Annotated in this window: 13 protein-coding genes; 3 read left to right on the top strand and 10 right to left on the bottom strand. The window is 36.6% G+C overall.

Annotated elements, in window-relative coordinates; translation table 11 throughout:
* Positions 1 to 126: 126 nt before the first annotated feature.
* The gene (locus ACFSTH_RS01130) at positions 127 to 348 is read left to right on the top strand and encodes a DUF3953 domain-containing protein (protein WP_377769258.1); all 222 of its coding nucleotides are present in this window, start codon (positions 127 to 129) and stop codon (positions 346 to 348) included.
* Between the two features lie 22 nt (positions 349 to 370).
* Here the strand turns inward: ACFSTH_RS01130 and ACFSTH_RS01125 are convergent, their stop codons facing one another.
* Genes ACFSTH_RS01125 through ACFSTH_RS01115 form a run of 3 tightly spaced genes read right to left on the bottom strand, consistent with a single transcriptional unit; the run spans position 371 to position 2,928 of the window.
* Entirely contained in the window at positions 371 to 1,234 is an 864-nt protein-coding gene (locus ACFSTH_RS01125) for a DUF4085 family protein (RefSeq protein WP_377769259.1), read from the bottom strand.
* A 7-nt stretch (positions 1,235 to 1,241) separates the two neighbouring features.
* Complete coding sequence (locus ACFSTH_RS01120; protein ID WP_377769260.1) at positions 1,242 to 2,594, bottom strand: permease prefix domain 1-containing protein; 1,353 nt, start codon at positions 2,592 to 2,594, stop codon at positions 1,242 to 1,244.
* Positions 2,578 to 2,928, bottom strand: coding sequence for a PadR family transcriptional regulator (locus ACFSTH_RS01115; protein WP_377769261.1), 351 nt, complete (start codon positions 2,926 to 2,928; stop codon positions 2,578 to 2,580). Before ACFSTH_RS01115 ends, ACFSTH_RS01120 begins: the two co-directional genes overlap by 17 nt.
* Before the next feature lie 748 nt (positions 2,929 to 3,676).
* Between ACFSTH_RS01115 and ACFSTH_RS01110 the strand changes: the two genes are divergently transcribed.
* Positions 3,677 to 5,308: a DUF2075 domain-containing protein gene (locus ACFSTH_RS01110; protein WP_377769262.1), complete on the top strand. Its 1,632-nt coding sequence runs from the start codon at positions 3,677 to 3,679 to the stop codon at positions 5,306 to 5,308.
* A gap of 397 nt (positions 5,309 to 5,705) precedes the next feature.
* Here ACFSTH_RS01110 and thrS read toward each other — a convergent pair whose 3' ends face one another.
* Together thrS and ACFSTH_RS01100 are read right to left on the bottom strand one after the other, a co-directional pair.
* A complete protein-coding gene (thrS, locus tag ACFSTH_RS01105) occupies positions 5,706 to 7,622 on the bottom strand; it encodes a threonine--tRNA ligase (protein ID WP_377769263.1) in 1,917 nt (638 codons plus the stop codon).
* A gap of 422 nt (positions 7,623 to 8,044) precedes the next feature.
* Positions 8,045 to 8,584, bottom strand: coding sequence for a GNAT family N-acetyltransferase (locus ACFSTH_RS01100; RefSeq protein WP_377769264.1), 540 nt, complete (start codon positions 8,582 to 8,584; stop codon positions 8,045 to 8,047).
* Positions 8,585 to 8,669: 85 nt separating this feature from the next.
* Between ACFSTH_RS01100 and ACFSTH_RS01095 the strand changes: the two genes are divergently transcribed.
* A complete protein-coding gene (locus ACFSTH_RS01095; RefSeq protein WP_377769266.1) occupies positions 8,670 to 9,131 on the top strand; it encodes a GNAT family N-acetyltransferase in 462 nt (153 codons plus the stop codon).
* Positions 9,132 to 9,481: 350 nt separating this feature from the next.
* On the opposite strand, the gene ACFSTH_RS01090 is transcribed toward ACFSTH_RS01095, so the two are convergent.
* The 5 genes from ACFSTH_RS01090 to ACFSTH_RS01070 all read right to left on the bottom strand — a co-directional run bounded on the left by ACFSTH_RS01090 (position 9,482) and on the right by ACFSTH_RS01070 (position 17,261).
* Complete coding sequence (locus ACFSTH_RS01090) at positions 9,482 to 10,543, bottom strand: suppressor of fused domain protein (RefSeq protein WP_377769267.1); 1,062 nt, start codon at positions 10,541 to 10,543, stop codon at positions 9,482 to 9,484.
* Between the two features lie 14 nt (positions 10,544 to 10,557).
* Positions 10,558 to 10,692, bottom strand: coding sequence for a hypothetical protein (locus tag ACFSTH_RS01085; protein ID WP_377769268.1), 135 nt, complete (start codon positions 10,690 to 10,692; stop codon positions 10,558 to 10,560).
* Between the two features lie 15 nt (positions 10,693 to 10,707).
* Positions 10,708 to 11,736, bottom strand: a complete 1,029-nt coding sequence (locus ACFSTH_RS01080; protein WP_377769269.1) for a hypothetical protein — start codon at positions 11,734 to 11,736, stop codon at positions 10,708 to 10,710.
* A gap of 96 nt (positions 11,737 to 11,832) precedes the next feature.
* Entirely contained in the window at positions 11,833 to 12,321 is a 489-nt protein-coding gene (locus ACFSTH_RS01075; RefSeq protein ID WP_377769270.1) for a YfbM family protein, read from the bottom strand.
* A gap of 353 nt (positions 12,322 to 12,674) precedes the next feature.
* Complete coding sequence (locus ACFSTH_RS01070; RefSeq protein ID WP_377769271.1) at positions 12,675 to 17,261, bottom strand: Ig-like domain-containing protein; 4,587 nt, start codon at positions 17,259 to 17,261, stop codon at positions 12,675 to 12,677.
* Positions 17,262 to 17,294 lie beyond the last annotated feature (33 nt).

Raw genomic sequence — 17,294 nt, 5'->3', positions numbered from 1 at the left:
AACTGGCACTACTGAATATTAAAATTTTTTGTCCCACAAATACAGCATTGTCCCATGAAGAAATGTACTTCTTCATGGGACAATGCTGATCTCTTCTAATAAATATACGAGAAGGAGCACTGATAGATGAAAATAATTAGAAATATTTTAGCAATTATAGTAATGGCATTAGCAAGCTATTCCCTGTTCACTGATACCGCTAGAACAATAACACCATATATGTTGTTGGCTTTGGCATTCATGCTCACTGCTACTGGGATGATAGAGTTCAAAAAACAAAAAGCAAACACTTGGAGCTTACTTATTACAGCTATATTTGTTTTCATTGTCGCAATCTATATTATGTAACTATATTAAGTATTTTTTCCAACTAGACTTGTTTAACGATAACATCTGTACAATGTATAATGAGTTCAGCAATGTCCTCACCTGAAAATAGAGCATGTACCTCGTATCCGTGTTCTGTGCGATATGCTTCTGCATAAAGCCAATAGCTGTTAAGTATATGCTCCTCTTGTTTGATTATATCTGCATTCTGAAAGATAAGTTGATTGTTACTTGTAAAACCACCACGTGAATCAAAACTTAACGTGAACTGTTGCTCATTTCCAAAATCTATACTAGTTACGTAGCAATCATGAAAATTTAAACATTCATAAATATGCGGAATATTTTCAGCATCTTGTACCTTTAAGAAGGCTTCACTTGTATTGTTTACTTTCTGCTCATTTTCCTTACTTAATTGTTTCAGCGCTTGGAGCACTTCTTCTGTACAATAACCTAATGCCAATAAGCGAATATCTGCGATATTTTCTAATAGACTTGGAGGAAGTTGATGTAATAGCCTATTGCGATGCACCTCTTGTATTTCAAAAAAGTTTGCTTTGCTTGATGATTCATCGAATGGAGGTCGTGCATCATACGCTACAATGGATTGCTCTATACTAGCGATCTCCTCTGCTGATTGTTGATATACAAAAACGTCTTCTTCCACTATCTCTTCCTCATTTAATATTTTATTAAGTGGTACAAATTTCTCTTCAAAGTTAAGCATAAATCTAGGATCCGTATTATATACCTCACGTTGAAGCTTCACATACTTTACCTCTTCTATTGTATACAATTGCAAGTATAACTGCTCTACATCGTATTCCGTTACTTTATAAACTTCCAAACCACTATCGAAAGTTGTTTCTTGACATAGCTTATACCACTCTTTTGTAAAATATTTCATTATTAGCTTACCGCTCCTTCGTTTTCAAATGAATAATTATTTTACCATTATTAAATTCCAATAACTTATGTGGATTCTGTCTCGGTAGACGATCTCTAACTAAATCACCAGATTTGAATACGGATATCAAAATACCAATGAGCATCATATTAACAATCAATGTTAATCCTCCATCCGATATAAGCGGTAATGACGGTGGTGAAAAGATCAATATTCCGAAACTAAAAGCAACATAGAGCATGACTTGTAAAGTAAAGGTTGTAATAACGGATATCGATACTAATTTTCCTAGTACACTTTTTTGTTTAGATGAAAGGATATAAGCGCGAATAATGAATGTGATAATAAAAGCCATCATCCCAATAAATGAAATCCAGCCTAACTTATGAATAAAATAAATTAACAGAAATTCTGCATGGATAGCTGGTAGTGCTATATTCATATGTAACTCTGCTGCACCCTGTCCAAACAATTTAGCACCGGCTATTATTTCCCAAACTATTGATGTTATATAGTCCCCTCCTTCCATCTGAAAAGCATTAATTAAAGCAAGTTTCACTCTTTCCCATACTCTATTACCACTAATAATAAGAGCCACTAAAGTAATTATTGGTGTGTATACGATTAGCAACGCCAATAGTCTATTTACATGAAACCAACCTTTTATAATTGCAATTGTAAATAATAGCAAGCCAGTTACGACAAACAAAGTAGCACTTGCAAAGCTCGGAGCTTCCAAAGCAAACAATACTGGTATTATAAAAAAAACAACGCTCATTATAATTCCTAAGTACCCTTTACTCCGCATCTGGTAAATAATCGCTGCAAACACTACTGGAAAAAGTAATATAATGTATAGAATGAATCTATGTTGTCCATAAATAGTCGGAAAGAAAAACATTCCCAATATTGTAAAAACCACAAGACCTATGTAGATAATTTTAGCGTATTTACCCAATATTGTGAAATCAATAAAATAAACGATGATCATGCAGCCTATACCAAGCAATAGAGCTGTAATATTATCCGTCACTGATCCCGGTGAGTCTCCACTATTAATCATAAATAGACGAACAATAAATCCAAATATAACGATACAACTTGTCAAAATAATAATGCTCCATGCCACTTTGGGTCGATGTGTTCGATCAAGCGCTGTACCGACGAGTACTGGATCTCCCATTTCTTTGATTGCATTCACTGTTGCAGTTTCTTCATCCAATCCATCCGCTATATACGCATCCCGTTGGTCAATAATATGATTTTCAATCTCTTGCGTAACAACGTGATGCGCCTTTTTCCATCTCATCTGTTCACAAACGATCGCTAAATATTCACTTGTTTTAGTAGGCTGGTTCAATATTCACACTCCCTTGCAAAACCCGATTGACAGCTGCTGTATAAGCCTTCCACTCATCCTTTTTCTCAGCAAGCAATCCCTTCCCTTTTTTCGTTAACGTATAATACTTTCTCACTCTGCCACTGTCCGCACTTTCTTCATAAGCTTCAATCATTTCCTGCTGTTCAAGACCATGTAACAAAGGATACAATGTTCCTGCCTTTAGCGAAAACGTCTGATCCGATCTTTTTTCTAGCTCCTCAATCATTTGATAGCCATACATATCTTTCATTTCAAGCAACTTTAAAATGAGCATCGTCGTACTCCCTGTCAATAAACTTTTACTAATTTCCATTCCTAACTCGCTCCTTTTATATATCGATCATCTATACATAATGATATATAGATGATCGATATATGTCAACAAGAAAATACCAATATTATGGAAAAATAAAGATGACTGTTTTTTCGTTTTATTCCAGCATCCCTTTCGCTCAGCAACTTCTTAATTCTTATTTGTTCTCAGCAATTTCGCATTAAAATAATGTTATACTTACTGAGCAAATGGGATACGCTTATATAGTAATATAGATCTCCAGCAGTCGCTCCGACCAAACCTTCTGTTACATATCCGCATCTTTTTTTATTTTTAGTATGATATAGTATGCGAAAGAAATGATGGAAAGCTTCAAAAAGATCTTAAACATACTTTCTAGCTGTTCATCTGAAATAGATAACCAATCAACGGAATGATTACTATCCCCTCCACTAAATACATTATAATCCGACTGTAAATAAACACTTAAAAATAAAAACAGAAAGCCTGCAACAAGAGACGCATGGAGCCGTTTATGTTCACTCTGTATTAGCTTAATAATTAATGCCACTAAACAAAAAAGTACAACTATGTTAAGAACGTATTGTAACAAAATTACTCCCAGTTCTCTCACTCCTTCCACTCTATAATTTCTATTGTTTTGAAAGTTTGGTCTTTTTAAACTTATCACTGCTAACTGTTTTTTACAATAGCTCAAAACCTAGTATAATAATACATATGAACTTATTTTTATAGTATTAAACAAATGCAGAACTAGGTGAAATTAATGGACAATGTTAAGATTATGACGTGGAATTTTGCAGAGCAAGCAATTAGACAAGTGGATAATATCGAAGCTTATACCAATTATCCGGTCGTTTATATTTTAAATAATAAAAAAGAAGCCTACATTGGCGAAACCGTCTATTTCAAAAAGCGAATGCGCACACACATTACAAATAAAGATCGCAAAAAACTAGATACGATGCACTTAATTAAACACGACAAATTCAATCAATCAGCCACCTTTCATCTTGAAACAAAACTGATTAACTATTTTCTAGGTGACGAAAAGTATACGTTACAAAACAAGAGCAAACTTGCCAGCGATTTCACTCATAATTATTTTAATAAGCACTACTACGATCAGCCTGTGTTTGCAAATCTGTGGGAGCAATTGCATAGCAATGGTATCGTGAATCATCCGCAGCATGTTATTGAAAATAAAGATATATTTAAAATATCACCTTTTAAAGAGCTATCACTAGAACAACTAGACTTAAAGGAAAACGTGTTACAATTTTGCGAACAACAATTGATGCAAAAGCAACCATCCGAATATGGTAGTTTATTTGTTGTGGAAGGGGAAGCTGGTGTAGGAAAAAGCGTTGTACTTAGCTCCATTTTCAACACGATCCAAATGCTGCGTTCCGAACCATCATCACCGCTATTTGAAACAGAAAACTATTTATTAGTTCATCATGAAGAGATGTTTAAAACATATAAAAGTATAGCTGCTAGATTAAAACATTGGAAAATTAAAGATATAGCCAAGCCAACGTCACTTATTAATAATCTACATAAGCAACATAAGAAAGCTGACATCATTTTAGTAGATGAAGCTCATTTATTATTGACCCGTACTGATACATATAACAATTTCCGTTTTGATAATCATTTAGAGGAACTACTAAAGCTAGCGAAAGTAGTAATTATCATCTATGATCGTGACCAAGTGCTGAAGCTAAAAAGTTTATGGGAAGAAATGACGTTAGAGCAACTATTACAAAAAAGCTATCGGCATGAACGTTATCCGTTAACGAATCAATTTCGAATGCAGGCGAACGATGATATTATCGAATGGATAAATCAATTTAAAGCAAAACATGTACTTCCACTTCCTCCTGCTAACAACTATGAATTTAAAATATTTGCTACATTGCAAGAGATGCATGAAGCGATCAAATTGAAAAATGAGCAATTCGGTTTAAGTAGAGTTGTAGCCACTTTTGATTATACACATAAAAAAGATGGGGAGATTTACTACATTACGGAAGATAACGGCGAGTATCAAATCCCTTGGAATCAAACAGATAGTAGCTTTACATGGGCTGAAAATGCTAACACTGTTCACGAAGCAGGCTCTATTTATACCGTGCAAGGATTTGATTTGAACTTTGTTGGTGTTATTTTGGGACCATCCGTCACCTATGACGTAAAAACAGATCGATTAGTGATCAAAACAGACTTGTACAAAGATACCGGTGCCTATACTGGCGCTAACAAAACCGACAACATTGATCGTGCGAAAGAAAGAATTGTTTTGAACTCCATCAATATTTTAATGAAACGTGGAATTAAAGGACTCTACATTTATGCTAGTGATGAACCGTTGAGAAACAAACTACTACAATCCTAGAAAGAGTGGGCTCCAAAAAGTCAGCCAAAACTCCGTAGAGTGAGAGCTTTATACGAGAAAACGTACAAAAGGTCATCGACAGATAGTTGGAGCGAGAGCTTTATATGAATTATCGTATAAAATGGTGCCTGTGAAGGTTGTTCCTGCAATGATTACGACTCATCACCTTGTGGGGGTTTAACAAGCTTGCTATAGAATAGAAGCAATAACGTTTTTCGCCTAACTTTTATTGTAGAGACTGATTAGGTACTCCCCCTTTTTAAGGCGTATCCCCATCGCTCAGTACGATTGCAATTTCCTACTTTTTAACTATATTGACGTTTTAAAGTGATCACGTGCCGACTGAGCGAAGGGTATACGCTATTAAAGCTAGAAAAAAGTACTATCCTCTCTTCGATCAGGGTAATTTCTTCTCTTCAATTTCACGCTGAACTTGTTCCACAAATGCTGCACTAGGAGCTGTTATTAACTTTTCCTCACCATATACTCGAACAGTGACCGTTCCGTTTTGCATTTCTTGATCGCCGAGTACAATAATATAGGGTATTTTTTTCATTTGTGCTTCTCGAATTTTGCGACCTAACTTTTCATTGCGCTTATCAATAGATACACGTACATTAGCTTGCCGCAGTTCAGCAGCAACTTGCTCAACATAAGCCATGTGGGCATCCGCGACTCCGATCAATTGCACTTGTTTTGGCGCCAACCAAAGCGGAAATGCTCCGCCAAAATGCTCAATTAATATCCCTAAAAATCGGTCAATCGATCCAAAGACAGCACGGTGAATAACGACTGGACGAACCTTTTCATTTCTTTCATTTACATACGTTAAATCGAATTTTTCTGGCATTTGAAAATCTAACTGTACTGTGGCACATTGATGACTACGCTTAATAGCATCTTGAATATGAATATCGATTTTCGGTCCATAGAAAGCTCCATCGCCCGCATTAATTTTGTACGGAAAACCTAGTCGCTGCAACACATTTTCTAGCGCTAGTTCCGCTTGTTCCCATAGATGCAATTCGCCCATATAATCATCAGGTCTCGTTGATAATTCAATCTCATACTCAAAACCAAACACTTGGTAGACATGATCAATAATTTGCAAAGCTAATGCAATCTCATCTTCGATTTGTTCAGGAGTTACAAAAATATGAGCATCATCTTGGCAAAACGTGCGTACTCGCAGCAACCCATTAAGCGCTCCACTAAATTCATGCCGGTGCACTTGTCCGAACTCTGCCATCCGGATCGGTAGATCACGATAAGAATGTAATTCGTTTTTATAAATCAACATATGCCCTGGACAGTTCATTGGTTTCAACGCAAACTTTTGCTCATCCACTTGGGTAAAGTACATATTTTCTTGATAATGATGCCAATGCCCTGATTGTTCCCATAAACGTTGATTCATCATTAGTGGCGTACGAACTTCACGATAATCATAAGTTGTTTGCAATTCACGTAAAAAACGTTCTAATTCATTGCGAATAATTTGTCCATTAGCCAAATAAAACGGCATCCCCGGCGCTTCCTCCGAGAACATAAATAGCTCCAACTCTTTGCCTAATTTACGATGATTACGTTTCTCAGCTTCTTCTAAAAATACAAAATATGCTTCCATCTCTTCTTTCGTTGCAAATGCAATACCATAAACACGTTGCAACATTTGATTGTTACTATCGCCACGCCAATATGCGCCTGAAATACTCATTAATTTAAAATGTTGCACTTTGTTCGTTGATGGTACATGTGGTCCTCGGCACAAATCATAAAATTCGCCTTGCTCATAAACAGTAACCAATTCATCAGCTGGAATCGCTGCTAATAATTCTAACTTTAACGCGTCATGGGCAAACAACTGTCGAGCTTCATCTTTAGTTACTTCTTTACGAACAACAGTGAAGTTTTCAGCTATAATCTTTTTCATCTCACGCTCAATCTTTACCAAATCTTCTGGCACCAACTGCTGCGTCATTTCTATATCATAATAAAAGCCATTTTCAATGACTGGACCTACACCAAGTTTCGCATCTGGATATAATCGTTTGACCGCCTGTGCTAACAAATGAGCTGAAGAATGACGTAGCACTTCTAATCCTTCTTCAGAAGCAGCATCATATAAAGCAATAGTCGCATCTGCTACAATCGGTCGTGTCAAATCAGTTACTGTCGTATTTACACTTCCTACTAGAGATTTTTTAACTAAACGTGGACTAATCGATGCTGCAATTTCGGTCAGCGTCACACCTTTGGCAAAGCTTTTCTTATCACCATTCGGAAACTGAATAACTACTTCTTGATTTAACATTGTACCGCTCCTTTTCATTTTTTAGGCACAAAAAAACACATATCCGTCCACAAAGGGACGAGTATGTGTTTATACACCCGTGGTTCCACCCAAATTCCTACTCCTGTACATGTCACCATATATCAATTTATTGCAATACATCACGCATTGATACAACAGTACTTCATACATTAGTAGCTCATAATTACAGATAACGCCTGTACACGTCACTAGTTTCCTAGTGCAGCTCCAAGGGAGTAACTCGTAAATGTCCAATCAGGAAACTTGCAGCCGGTGATTTCCCTCTCTGATGATCTTCACATAAACGAATCGTGTCCTCTTCAACACCTTATTTTATATTAAACAAGTATGAACACAATTTTCTCGCAATGGTAGAAAAATGTCAAGTAAATCCTTTTATTATTACCAAAACAATTGCAATTCTAATTTCTTCCTTGCACTTCCATCCATTCCTGTTCCAACATTCCCATTTCGACTAAATCCCAATATTCATTCTCATATTTTCTAGCATCACGAATCAATCCTTCTTCTTTAAACCCTGCTTTCTTATAAGATCTAATCGCTGATTCATTATAAGCAAAAACGCCCAACGTTACTTTATGCAAAAGTAGTTCCTCAAAAGCAATTTTCAATACAGTAGTGATCATTGCATAGCCATATCCCTTTCCTCTCGTTTCTGTTGCTCTAAGTAATACTTTTCTAATACGAGCACTGTTATTCTTTTTGTCGATATTACCTAAAGCAATATGCCCAATAACATTACCACTACTATCCTCTATCACTTTATATATAAAGTCACTTGCATCTGCATGATTAGCATGGAGTAAATATTCCCGTAATTGCTCCTTCGTCAATGGATACGAAAACGTATCCCCACCCCATTGCAAGCAAAACTTTGCATTTGGTACCCACTCTATTAATTGCTGAAAATCTTGTTCTGCAAAATATTCTAATCTTATCATTGCTTGTCTCCTCACCTATACATAGTTATACTTAAATTATCAGGATAGCAGCAAACTAATTTAACAAATTATTTGGAGGGTATTTATGGAGATCAAATTAGCTACAAACGAAGATATTAGTCAAATAGAAGTTTTGTACGAAGAACTTTTTATGAAAATGTCCCAATTTGAACCAAAATATTTACAACCAGCCAAACAAGATGTAACATTCATAAAACAAACTATCAACAATAAAGACTCAGATATTATAATAGCTAGCATAGATAATTGTATTGTAGCCTTTTTACTTATTCAAGCACTAAACACACCACCATATACATGTTTAGTTAAACATAAATACGCTTTTATTACGGATATTATTGTAGGGCACAACTATCAAAGTCAAGGGATTGGATCAGCTTTACTAGTCGAAGCAAAAAAATGGGCTCAAGATCGAAAGCTTAATTACTTAGAACTGAGTGTACTATCTGAAAATGTTGGAGCTTCTCTACTATATGAAAAACAAGGCTTTAAAGAAGTAAGTAAAATAATGCGCTATGAATTGTAATAAATCTCGCATAACATTTGTCGGCATGAAAAGGTTGATGTTATCCATCTAGGTATGACATCCCTCATTTGTGTCTGTTTTTTATAAAAAATTCCTCCAGCTCGTCCTCATCATTGAAGGCAATATATCTGAACCAAGTACAATGGTTTCTCATTATATATCAAACTTTTTACTCTTCCTATCAATTTATTAACGAGCTGATACTCTCCATCCTCTTCCAGAGTATGTTTAACAGAATATCCTTGTATGCATAGTGCCTCCAGATTTCGTTTTACAAATGACTCTTTATCCATCCTACACCTCCTCAAAATAATAGCCATAAAGTTATTTTTTTCTCCTCATACCAGTTTTCAACCAATTGTCTTAACGATATTATCTTCTCGATCTCTAACATGCGTTTTTACGATTTGGAATGTTAACTTTGGCAGCGAAGTTAACTCAAATTCACTTTCCTGTGGCACAAGTTTTTGACTTAGTTCAGTTGCTGCTGCTGTGTTTAATCGAATCATCATTGACTGTTCCTCTACTTCATATCGAGCACTATCCCCCGGTTCAAATACAAGGCGAAATGTTTGACTAACTAGTGTAAGACTTTTTTGTTTGATGATTCGACCACGTAACATTTTTGATATTATTTCCGCTTGCTTCGCTCCGATCTGTATCCGATCCGATTCCTTCTTAAACCATCCGCTTTTACCTGGCTCCCAATGAAGTTGATCAACATATAAAAAGCCAGTATTAGATCCTTCCTGCTCTATTCCCTGTTCGACGGCTGCCGCAATCTCAGGTATCTGAAGCAGACAGTCACGTGACAAGTCAGTAACAAACCCAAGCATTTGCTCTGCACTCACTCTTAATACACCTAACGTATTCCATACTTGCATCGCTTCCAATTCATGCTCTGTAATGCCGATCATTTGAATAAACTCAACACAACCGTTTACTGTTTTAATCTCTGGTAAATTCGGATCGTGTGTAAATGCCAAAGCGGTAAGCAGCGTATCTGCATCAAGACAAATCGGACCATTCGCATCCATATAATCGCCTGCTCGAAACACATTTCCGCTACTAAAAACGTATCTCCCCATATTTTGCAACAAATTTATAGCCCATGCTGGTGGTTCTTCCTCATCTTCCGCCCGTACCAATTTGAACGTAAGTTCGAATCCGTAGCCGCTATATTCCGCATCCTCTGATTCTTTCTCATATAATTCTGAAAATCCATACGTGACAAAATGCCAATGTGGCATTGGCAACTCACTTTTATATACACTAATACCATCCAGTGGATCTTCTCCGCCGAGAGAATAAGAAATCAGCGTCCCATAATGTTTTGGCTCCTGCTGTCCATAAATTTTAACCATTGCTTCATCAATCGCATCCCAGCCTGGAGCATTTACCTCTTCGTTCATCGCCATATCTCCCTTTATCCTTTATTCTCTATCTTTTCAAACTCTATCGGCTTAAAAATTCCTCGCAAAAAAACAATATCTCGAACTTCAATTAAATACGTATCGCCATCATGCAATGCTGAAATTAAAACGTGAGCACCAATGCCCATACTCGTTCCCCGTTATTACGTTAAAATCGGAGCTAGATGTTCCAGTGCTATAGAGCGTATGAGCTGATTTTCTGAAATATTTTCATATATTAAATGCCCTTTGCCTGCTTGCTCCAGCTGTGCTTTCATTGCTGCAATTCGCCCCTTGTTAAAATCAATAAACCGAAAATCGACCTGGCGCAAATGAGGCATTTTCGCCAAAGGAGCAAATGCTGCCGCTTTAATCGCTGTATTTAATTCCTTAAGCTCCAAATATTCCAGTCGTTTTGCGCTCCATAAATTGTCCACGTCTCTTAGTGTTTTCATACTACTTAATTCCAACTGACGCAGCTTGTCCAATTTGGAGAAATTACATAACTGCTCTACCTTTGTTAGTACTAAAGACAAAAATTCCAAGTTATACATTTCTCCTACTGCTTGTATATCCCTTAAATTGCGGATCGAGGACAAGGACAACATTGTTACACTCGAATGAGCGATGACCTCCAGCGGTCCTTTTACATCACAACTATCGATGGACAAATATTGCAACAACGGCAAATCTACTATGAAATCAAGCTGTTCAATCGTACAATTCAACACTAACGTATTTAACTGCTTGCACGCTGCTATAGGAGCCAAATCATCGAATTTACCATGCAATTCAAGATAAGTAAGTTGCTTATAATGGTGAATGAATGCTAGACTCTGTGCTTTCTTGGGCGAAACGACGTTAAGGAATTGCATTTGTTTCATTGCGCTAAGCATTGTCAAATCATGCGGTTGCTGAAGATCAAGCTTCAGAGCAGCTACATACTGCATTGCAGCAATTGTCTTCAACAACTCTTCTGGACAGGGAGTCTTCGCATCCCTATTCCATATGTATAGAATCAAATCCGGACGTTTAGCAAATACCCGCTTATCCAGCTCTACCAAATCTTCCGTTCGATCCACTCCAATAACAAAACTAATGGTTGCCCGGTTGCGCAGTTGTTTAACAGCAGCACTCATCTTCTCTACCGTCCAAGGCACTCCTTGCATAGATGCATGCCAAATTTCAGCCATAGTCTTTAACCTCCGTACTGTAATTCATCTAATTTCTAATGATTCTCCCTTTATACAAAAGATGTATGCTCCATTTTGTAATTGATCCGGTAATTTTCAAAATATATAGAAAACAAGTCCTTTTTTCTCCGCTACCGCTTGACTATAAAATTGTTTAATTTTATTAAAGTGCTGTAGTAAGTAATCAAAAAAATCCTCCTCATCCTCATCTGAAACAACATCAGGTGCTAAAGGGTATACCTCTTCTTTGACCATAAGTTGAAAATTATACCGCAACCGAAGATCTGCTTCGTCTAATTTTGTCATCGCTTGATATGCTTCAACTACTTGCTCCTCATACAAAAAAAACGCTCCAAATGATCCATAGTCGATGCCTTGTTCTGTCGTCAATGGCACAATATAACCAAAAGGAGGCTCTCCATCAGCAATATCTTCACAAAATAAGTAGTGAATAGCCTCCCAAGAGCGATCAATATCCAGTCCAGGATAATCACCTATTTTTAAGTGCTCAAGTGTCATTTCACCGTTAGAAAGTTGCTGAACCAATTTATTATCAATAGTAAAATAATATCCATACATCCCCATGTACTTATCCTTCTTTCCTCTGCAATAGTAATTATTTTGCAACCCTACTATTTTTACATCTCCTAGTATGAACGACACTCTTTTAATCTTCAATATTTTCTTTTTGACGGTTTTTCATAATCCTGTTATGGAACAATGACTGATCAAGAAGCTTTTGAGGAATATAACGGAAACAACATGGATAATCCAATGGATTACTATCGCTGGCAGTATCTAGTGGAGGAGAGGAATGAAAAAGCCTTGACACAATAATTCAAACAAGAAGCACAAACCATTTCTCGGTTTGTGCTTCTAAAATTATTATACTTTTATTCAGAAATTCAGTGGAAACCTCTTTTTCTATATATGTTTCATTACATACGTAGAAGCATCACTATAGCTTCCGCTCTAGTTGCAGCTGCATTTGGTACAAACTGATTTTGTCCTTTTCCTTTGATTAGTTCGTATTGTGCTGCTATTGCAACATATGGCTTAGCCCAGTCTGCAATTTCCTTATCATCGGCAAATGGTGTTGCTACATGATCTACAGTCACATCGGATAGTTGAAGTGCTTGAACGATCAACTTCGCCATTTCTGCTCGACTAATCTCTGCTTTTGGACGGAAGCTTCCATCCCTATAACCATTTACTATTCCCAGTTGTACCGCTTCAGCAATTGCATCTTTCGACCAATCGCTTATTTCTTTAGCGTCTGTAAATTGGGTAGCCTTAGTTGTCACTTGCTTCTCTACTTGTAAAGTACGCATGAGCATGACAACAAATTCTTCACGAGTTACAACAGCATTCGGTTTTACTGTTTCATCTGCGTATCCTGTAATAATGCCTCTTTGTACTGCTTGCATGATTGCTTCTTGTGCCCAATGACCTGCTAAATCACTAAATTCCGGCATTGGTAACTCAGGATCTGTTGGCTTCGTTGGCGTTTCATTTTCTCCATCTTTATCATCCGTATCTTCTTCTATAGGAGTAGGCTTCACTTCCGGATTATATGGAGGATAATATCCACCCCCACCACTGCTAGTAGATTGACCACTAATTACAATTGTCAATTCACCAAATACTTTTGAGCCATCTGCTGCGGTCGCTGTAACTGTTACCGTACCGTTCGCTTTGGCGGTGAGAAAACCGTCAGTAGTTATCGTAGCTAGGCTAGTATCTGAAACTGTCCAAACTACTGCTTTATTCGTTGCTTCTTCAGGCATTACTTTTGCTGTTAGTTCTAATGTGCCGCCTTTTGTCGTTATTTCTTTTACATCATTTACACTAGAAATAACTACTTCTGTCACTTTTACATCTTCTGTTACTTCATCTTGACCACTGATCGCAATATCTAAAATACCAAATACTTTTGATCCATCTGCTGCGGTCGCTGTAACTGTTACCGTGCCATTCGCTTTGGCAGTGAGTAAACCGTCAGTACTTATCGCAGCTCGGTTAGTATCTGAAACTGTCCAAACTACTTTTTTATTCGTCGCATTATCAGGAGTTATTTTAGCATTCAGTTGTAATATGCCACCTCTAGTCGTTATTTCTTTTACATCATTTACACTAGAAATAACTACTTCTGTCACTTTTACATCTTCTGTTACTTCATCTTGACCACTAATCGCAATATCTATTTCACCAAATACTTCTGATCCATCTGCTGCGGTCGCTGTAACTGTTACCGTGCCATTCGCTTTGGCAGTGAGTAAACCATCAGTACTTATCGCAGCTAGGCTAGTATTTGAAACTGACCAAACTACTGCTTTATCCGTTGCATTTTCTGGTGTGACTGCTGCTTCTAGTTGCAGCGTACCACCTTTAGTCGTTATTTCTTTTACATCATTTTCACTAGAAATAACTACTTCTGTCACTTTTACATCTTCTGTTACTTGTTCTTGACCACTTATCGTTACAAACTTTTCAGCTGCTACATCTATACCACCAGCTGCAGTAGCTACTACTTTAACTTCGCCATTCTTCACTGCAGTAAGTAGCCCTTCCACACTAATAGTTGCTTTATCTGTTACACCACCATCTGTTTCATAGACATTCCAAATGACATCTTTATTAATAGCATCTTCAGGTAATACGATAGCTTCAAGCTGTAATGTCTCACCTTTTTTAGTAATCTCTGCTTCTGTCGTTGTAATGGCTATCGAGTCGGCTAATTGATCTACCTTAGATATGATATCCATATAATTCAACGTGAAGTAAGTGTTCTTTGCTGCTTCATTTTTTGTTCCTGTTATTCTAATATTCACTTTATGTTCTTTATTTGTGAGTAATGGACTTTGATAGAGAAATTGCCCTTCTTTTCTTTCAGGAGCATATGCATCAATGAATGTCTCAGGTCCATCATCAATCGAAATCGCAATAATACCCTGATCATTGCTTTTTACACCGTACAGTTTTACTTGAGTACCTGTGAAACGTAATGTTACGGAAGCATTTTTCAAATTAGAGTAGTGATTATCATAAGCAGACCAACCTGGACTGTATTGAAGCTGATATAATCCATTACCTGTTTTGTTATGCTCCACTCTTTGATCCAAAGAAAAGAGCAACTTCTGATAATCCTCTGAACTTTGATCACTTTGTGTGAATGCCTCACTTCCACTCTTGCTACCATTATTAATGCCTATTGCTTTTCCAGATGCTCGATTAATTAATTGATAATATCCATTATCCGTTTCTAAAATGGACCATTCATCATTATAATTTTCATCAGCAGTATACGTTGTTTGAATAATTGGTGCGTTATTATTCTCCACCGATGCTTTTTCTACTGCGAGCACTTTAGAACTGTGTTTAGAAACAATTTTATAATATCCTGAGTCTGTCTGAATAAATGTCCATTGCTGATTATATTCGACGCTCTTATTCCATTGAATAATTTTCGCTCCATCATTTGTAGAACTACCATTTACGTCCATGTTCAAACCACTGTGTTTAACTGTAATATTGAATGTTTTTTGATCAAATAAATCATACGTTTCTTGTCCACTAATACTAATCACTTTATGTCCAGACACTTTAGAACCATCGGCTGCTGTACCGATTACTTTCACAAGACCATTTCGCTTAGCAATCAATATACCGTCACTCGATATGGTTGCTTTCTCGGTTTTATTCCCATCCAACTCTGTTACTGCCCAATTTATGTCTTTATTGTTTGCTTCTTCTGGGGATACAGTTGCAGAAAATTGCAAGCTACCACCATTCGTTGTAATCGTAGTACGATCATTCTCACCAGTTATTTTAATAGAGCTAACTAAAGTTGGGTCATATGTTCCTAGATTCAAATCCATTGAAAATTGATTACTTGCACGATAAAACTTATTCTTCGTTACAGAATACCAATTAACATCAACTTTATTACTGTCCTTATTGAAGGTCATAAGCATAATCATACCTAGATCACCTTGCATAAATTGTGCATCCGCCAATACCTGTTGCACTTTATTTCCATAGTCACCAGCATCTTCTCTTACTACAATATCTGGATAGCCAATATGCCCTGATGTAACTAAGATGATATTTTTATGTTTTCTAACGAGTTCATTCCACATATCATCGCCGTTATTACCATCATCAATATATTTAGAAGGATAATCCATATGTTTGGTCGTAATTTGCTCACCTGTATGATACATATAAGAGTGCGTGCTAATAATTACCTTATAATCCTGATTGTCAGCAATAATTTTATTTGCCCACTCTAGCACATTATCATTTGGTGCAAATTCCATAGCCAATACAAGGTATTTCATACCTTCAATCTCAAATTTATGGTACGTGTTGTCCATTTTTCCTTCTTTAAAAGCACCACCAAATGTTTCTGCTTGAGAATACTTACTATACGGATAATATTGATTATACTTAGTCGTGTCACGAGTTAATGAAGTTTTTCCTAATGTCATATCATGATTACCTGGAGAAAACACATAAGGAACAACTCCATCAAGAAGCTCCATTCCTTTTTGAGATACCTTCCATTCCTGATCATTATTAGGTTGATCCACCAAATCGCCGACTTGAATAGCAAGTTTGATCTTTAATTCTTCTGCATTATCTTTTATCCACTGCATATGTTTCATATACTCTTTTTCATGGTAGCGTACTAGATATTGCGTATCGGGAATGATAGCAATAGAGTAATCACCTTTAGGAAATTCACCTTCGAGCCAATTCGTAGTTTCTTCATTGTAACGTTTTGCATGGTTTTTCTGCGAAGAACTATCTAAATAGTTTTCTTCTACTAGAGCATCCAATTTCCAATTTCCCATTAATCCAGCTTCATCACCATTTAGGTCTGTATTATAGCTACTTTTAATTTCCGATGCCGTACGAACAGTAGACCACACTCGCACATCAGCTAACTCGCCTTTAAATTTCATCGTTGGATTGTTGTTTGTATCAACTCGATAGTCCGAGCCAATTTTTAATTCACGTGCTGGTCGATTGTTAGGGAGTGGTACATTAAACGTTCCTTCATGAGCCTTGGCACCATTTATATAAGTGACAGCTTTATTTGCAAACTCGTCAAGGGTAATCGCAATGTGTGTCCACTCATCTCTTTTTATTTTTACATCACTAGCAGAATAATCTAGAGCGTTACCTACACCAGATTTCCAATAAATTCTCGGATTAGAGTTTTGGTTTATTTCAAAATTGAATCGAGAAATATCATCATAGTAATTTTCAAAATAATTCCCTAAAATAACACCAACTCGTTCATTATTAGGTACAGTAGATGGTATTTTAACCCAAGCTTCAACAGTCTGCGGTGCTTCTGATAACCTCTCTTGTGTTGCTATATTTAATCCTTTTTCAAATGAAACACCTTCAGGATTAAACTCATTTTCATTGGATGCATGTGTTTGAACTACTCCCAAGCTTGATGTAATTAACATAATCGCTAAACAGAAGACTGCTATTTTTTTTGCTAGTTTCATAAAATTATAATCCTCCTTCTTCGTCGTATAACA

Origin of the sequence: Paenibacillus yanchengensis (genome assembly GCF_042684845.1) — a bacterium.
Lineage (GTDB): Bacteria > Bacillota > Bacilli > Paenibacillales > Paenibacillaceae > Pristimantibacillus > Pristimantibacillus yanchengensis.
The sequence above is the reverse complement of the archived record's forward strand: the minus strand, read 5'-3'. Positions and strand labels throughout refer to the sequence as shown.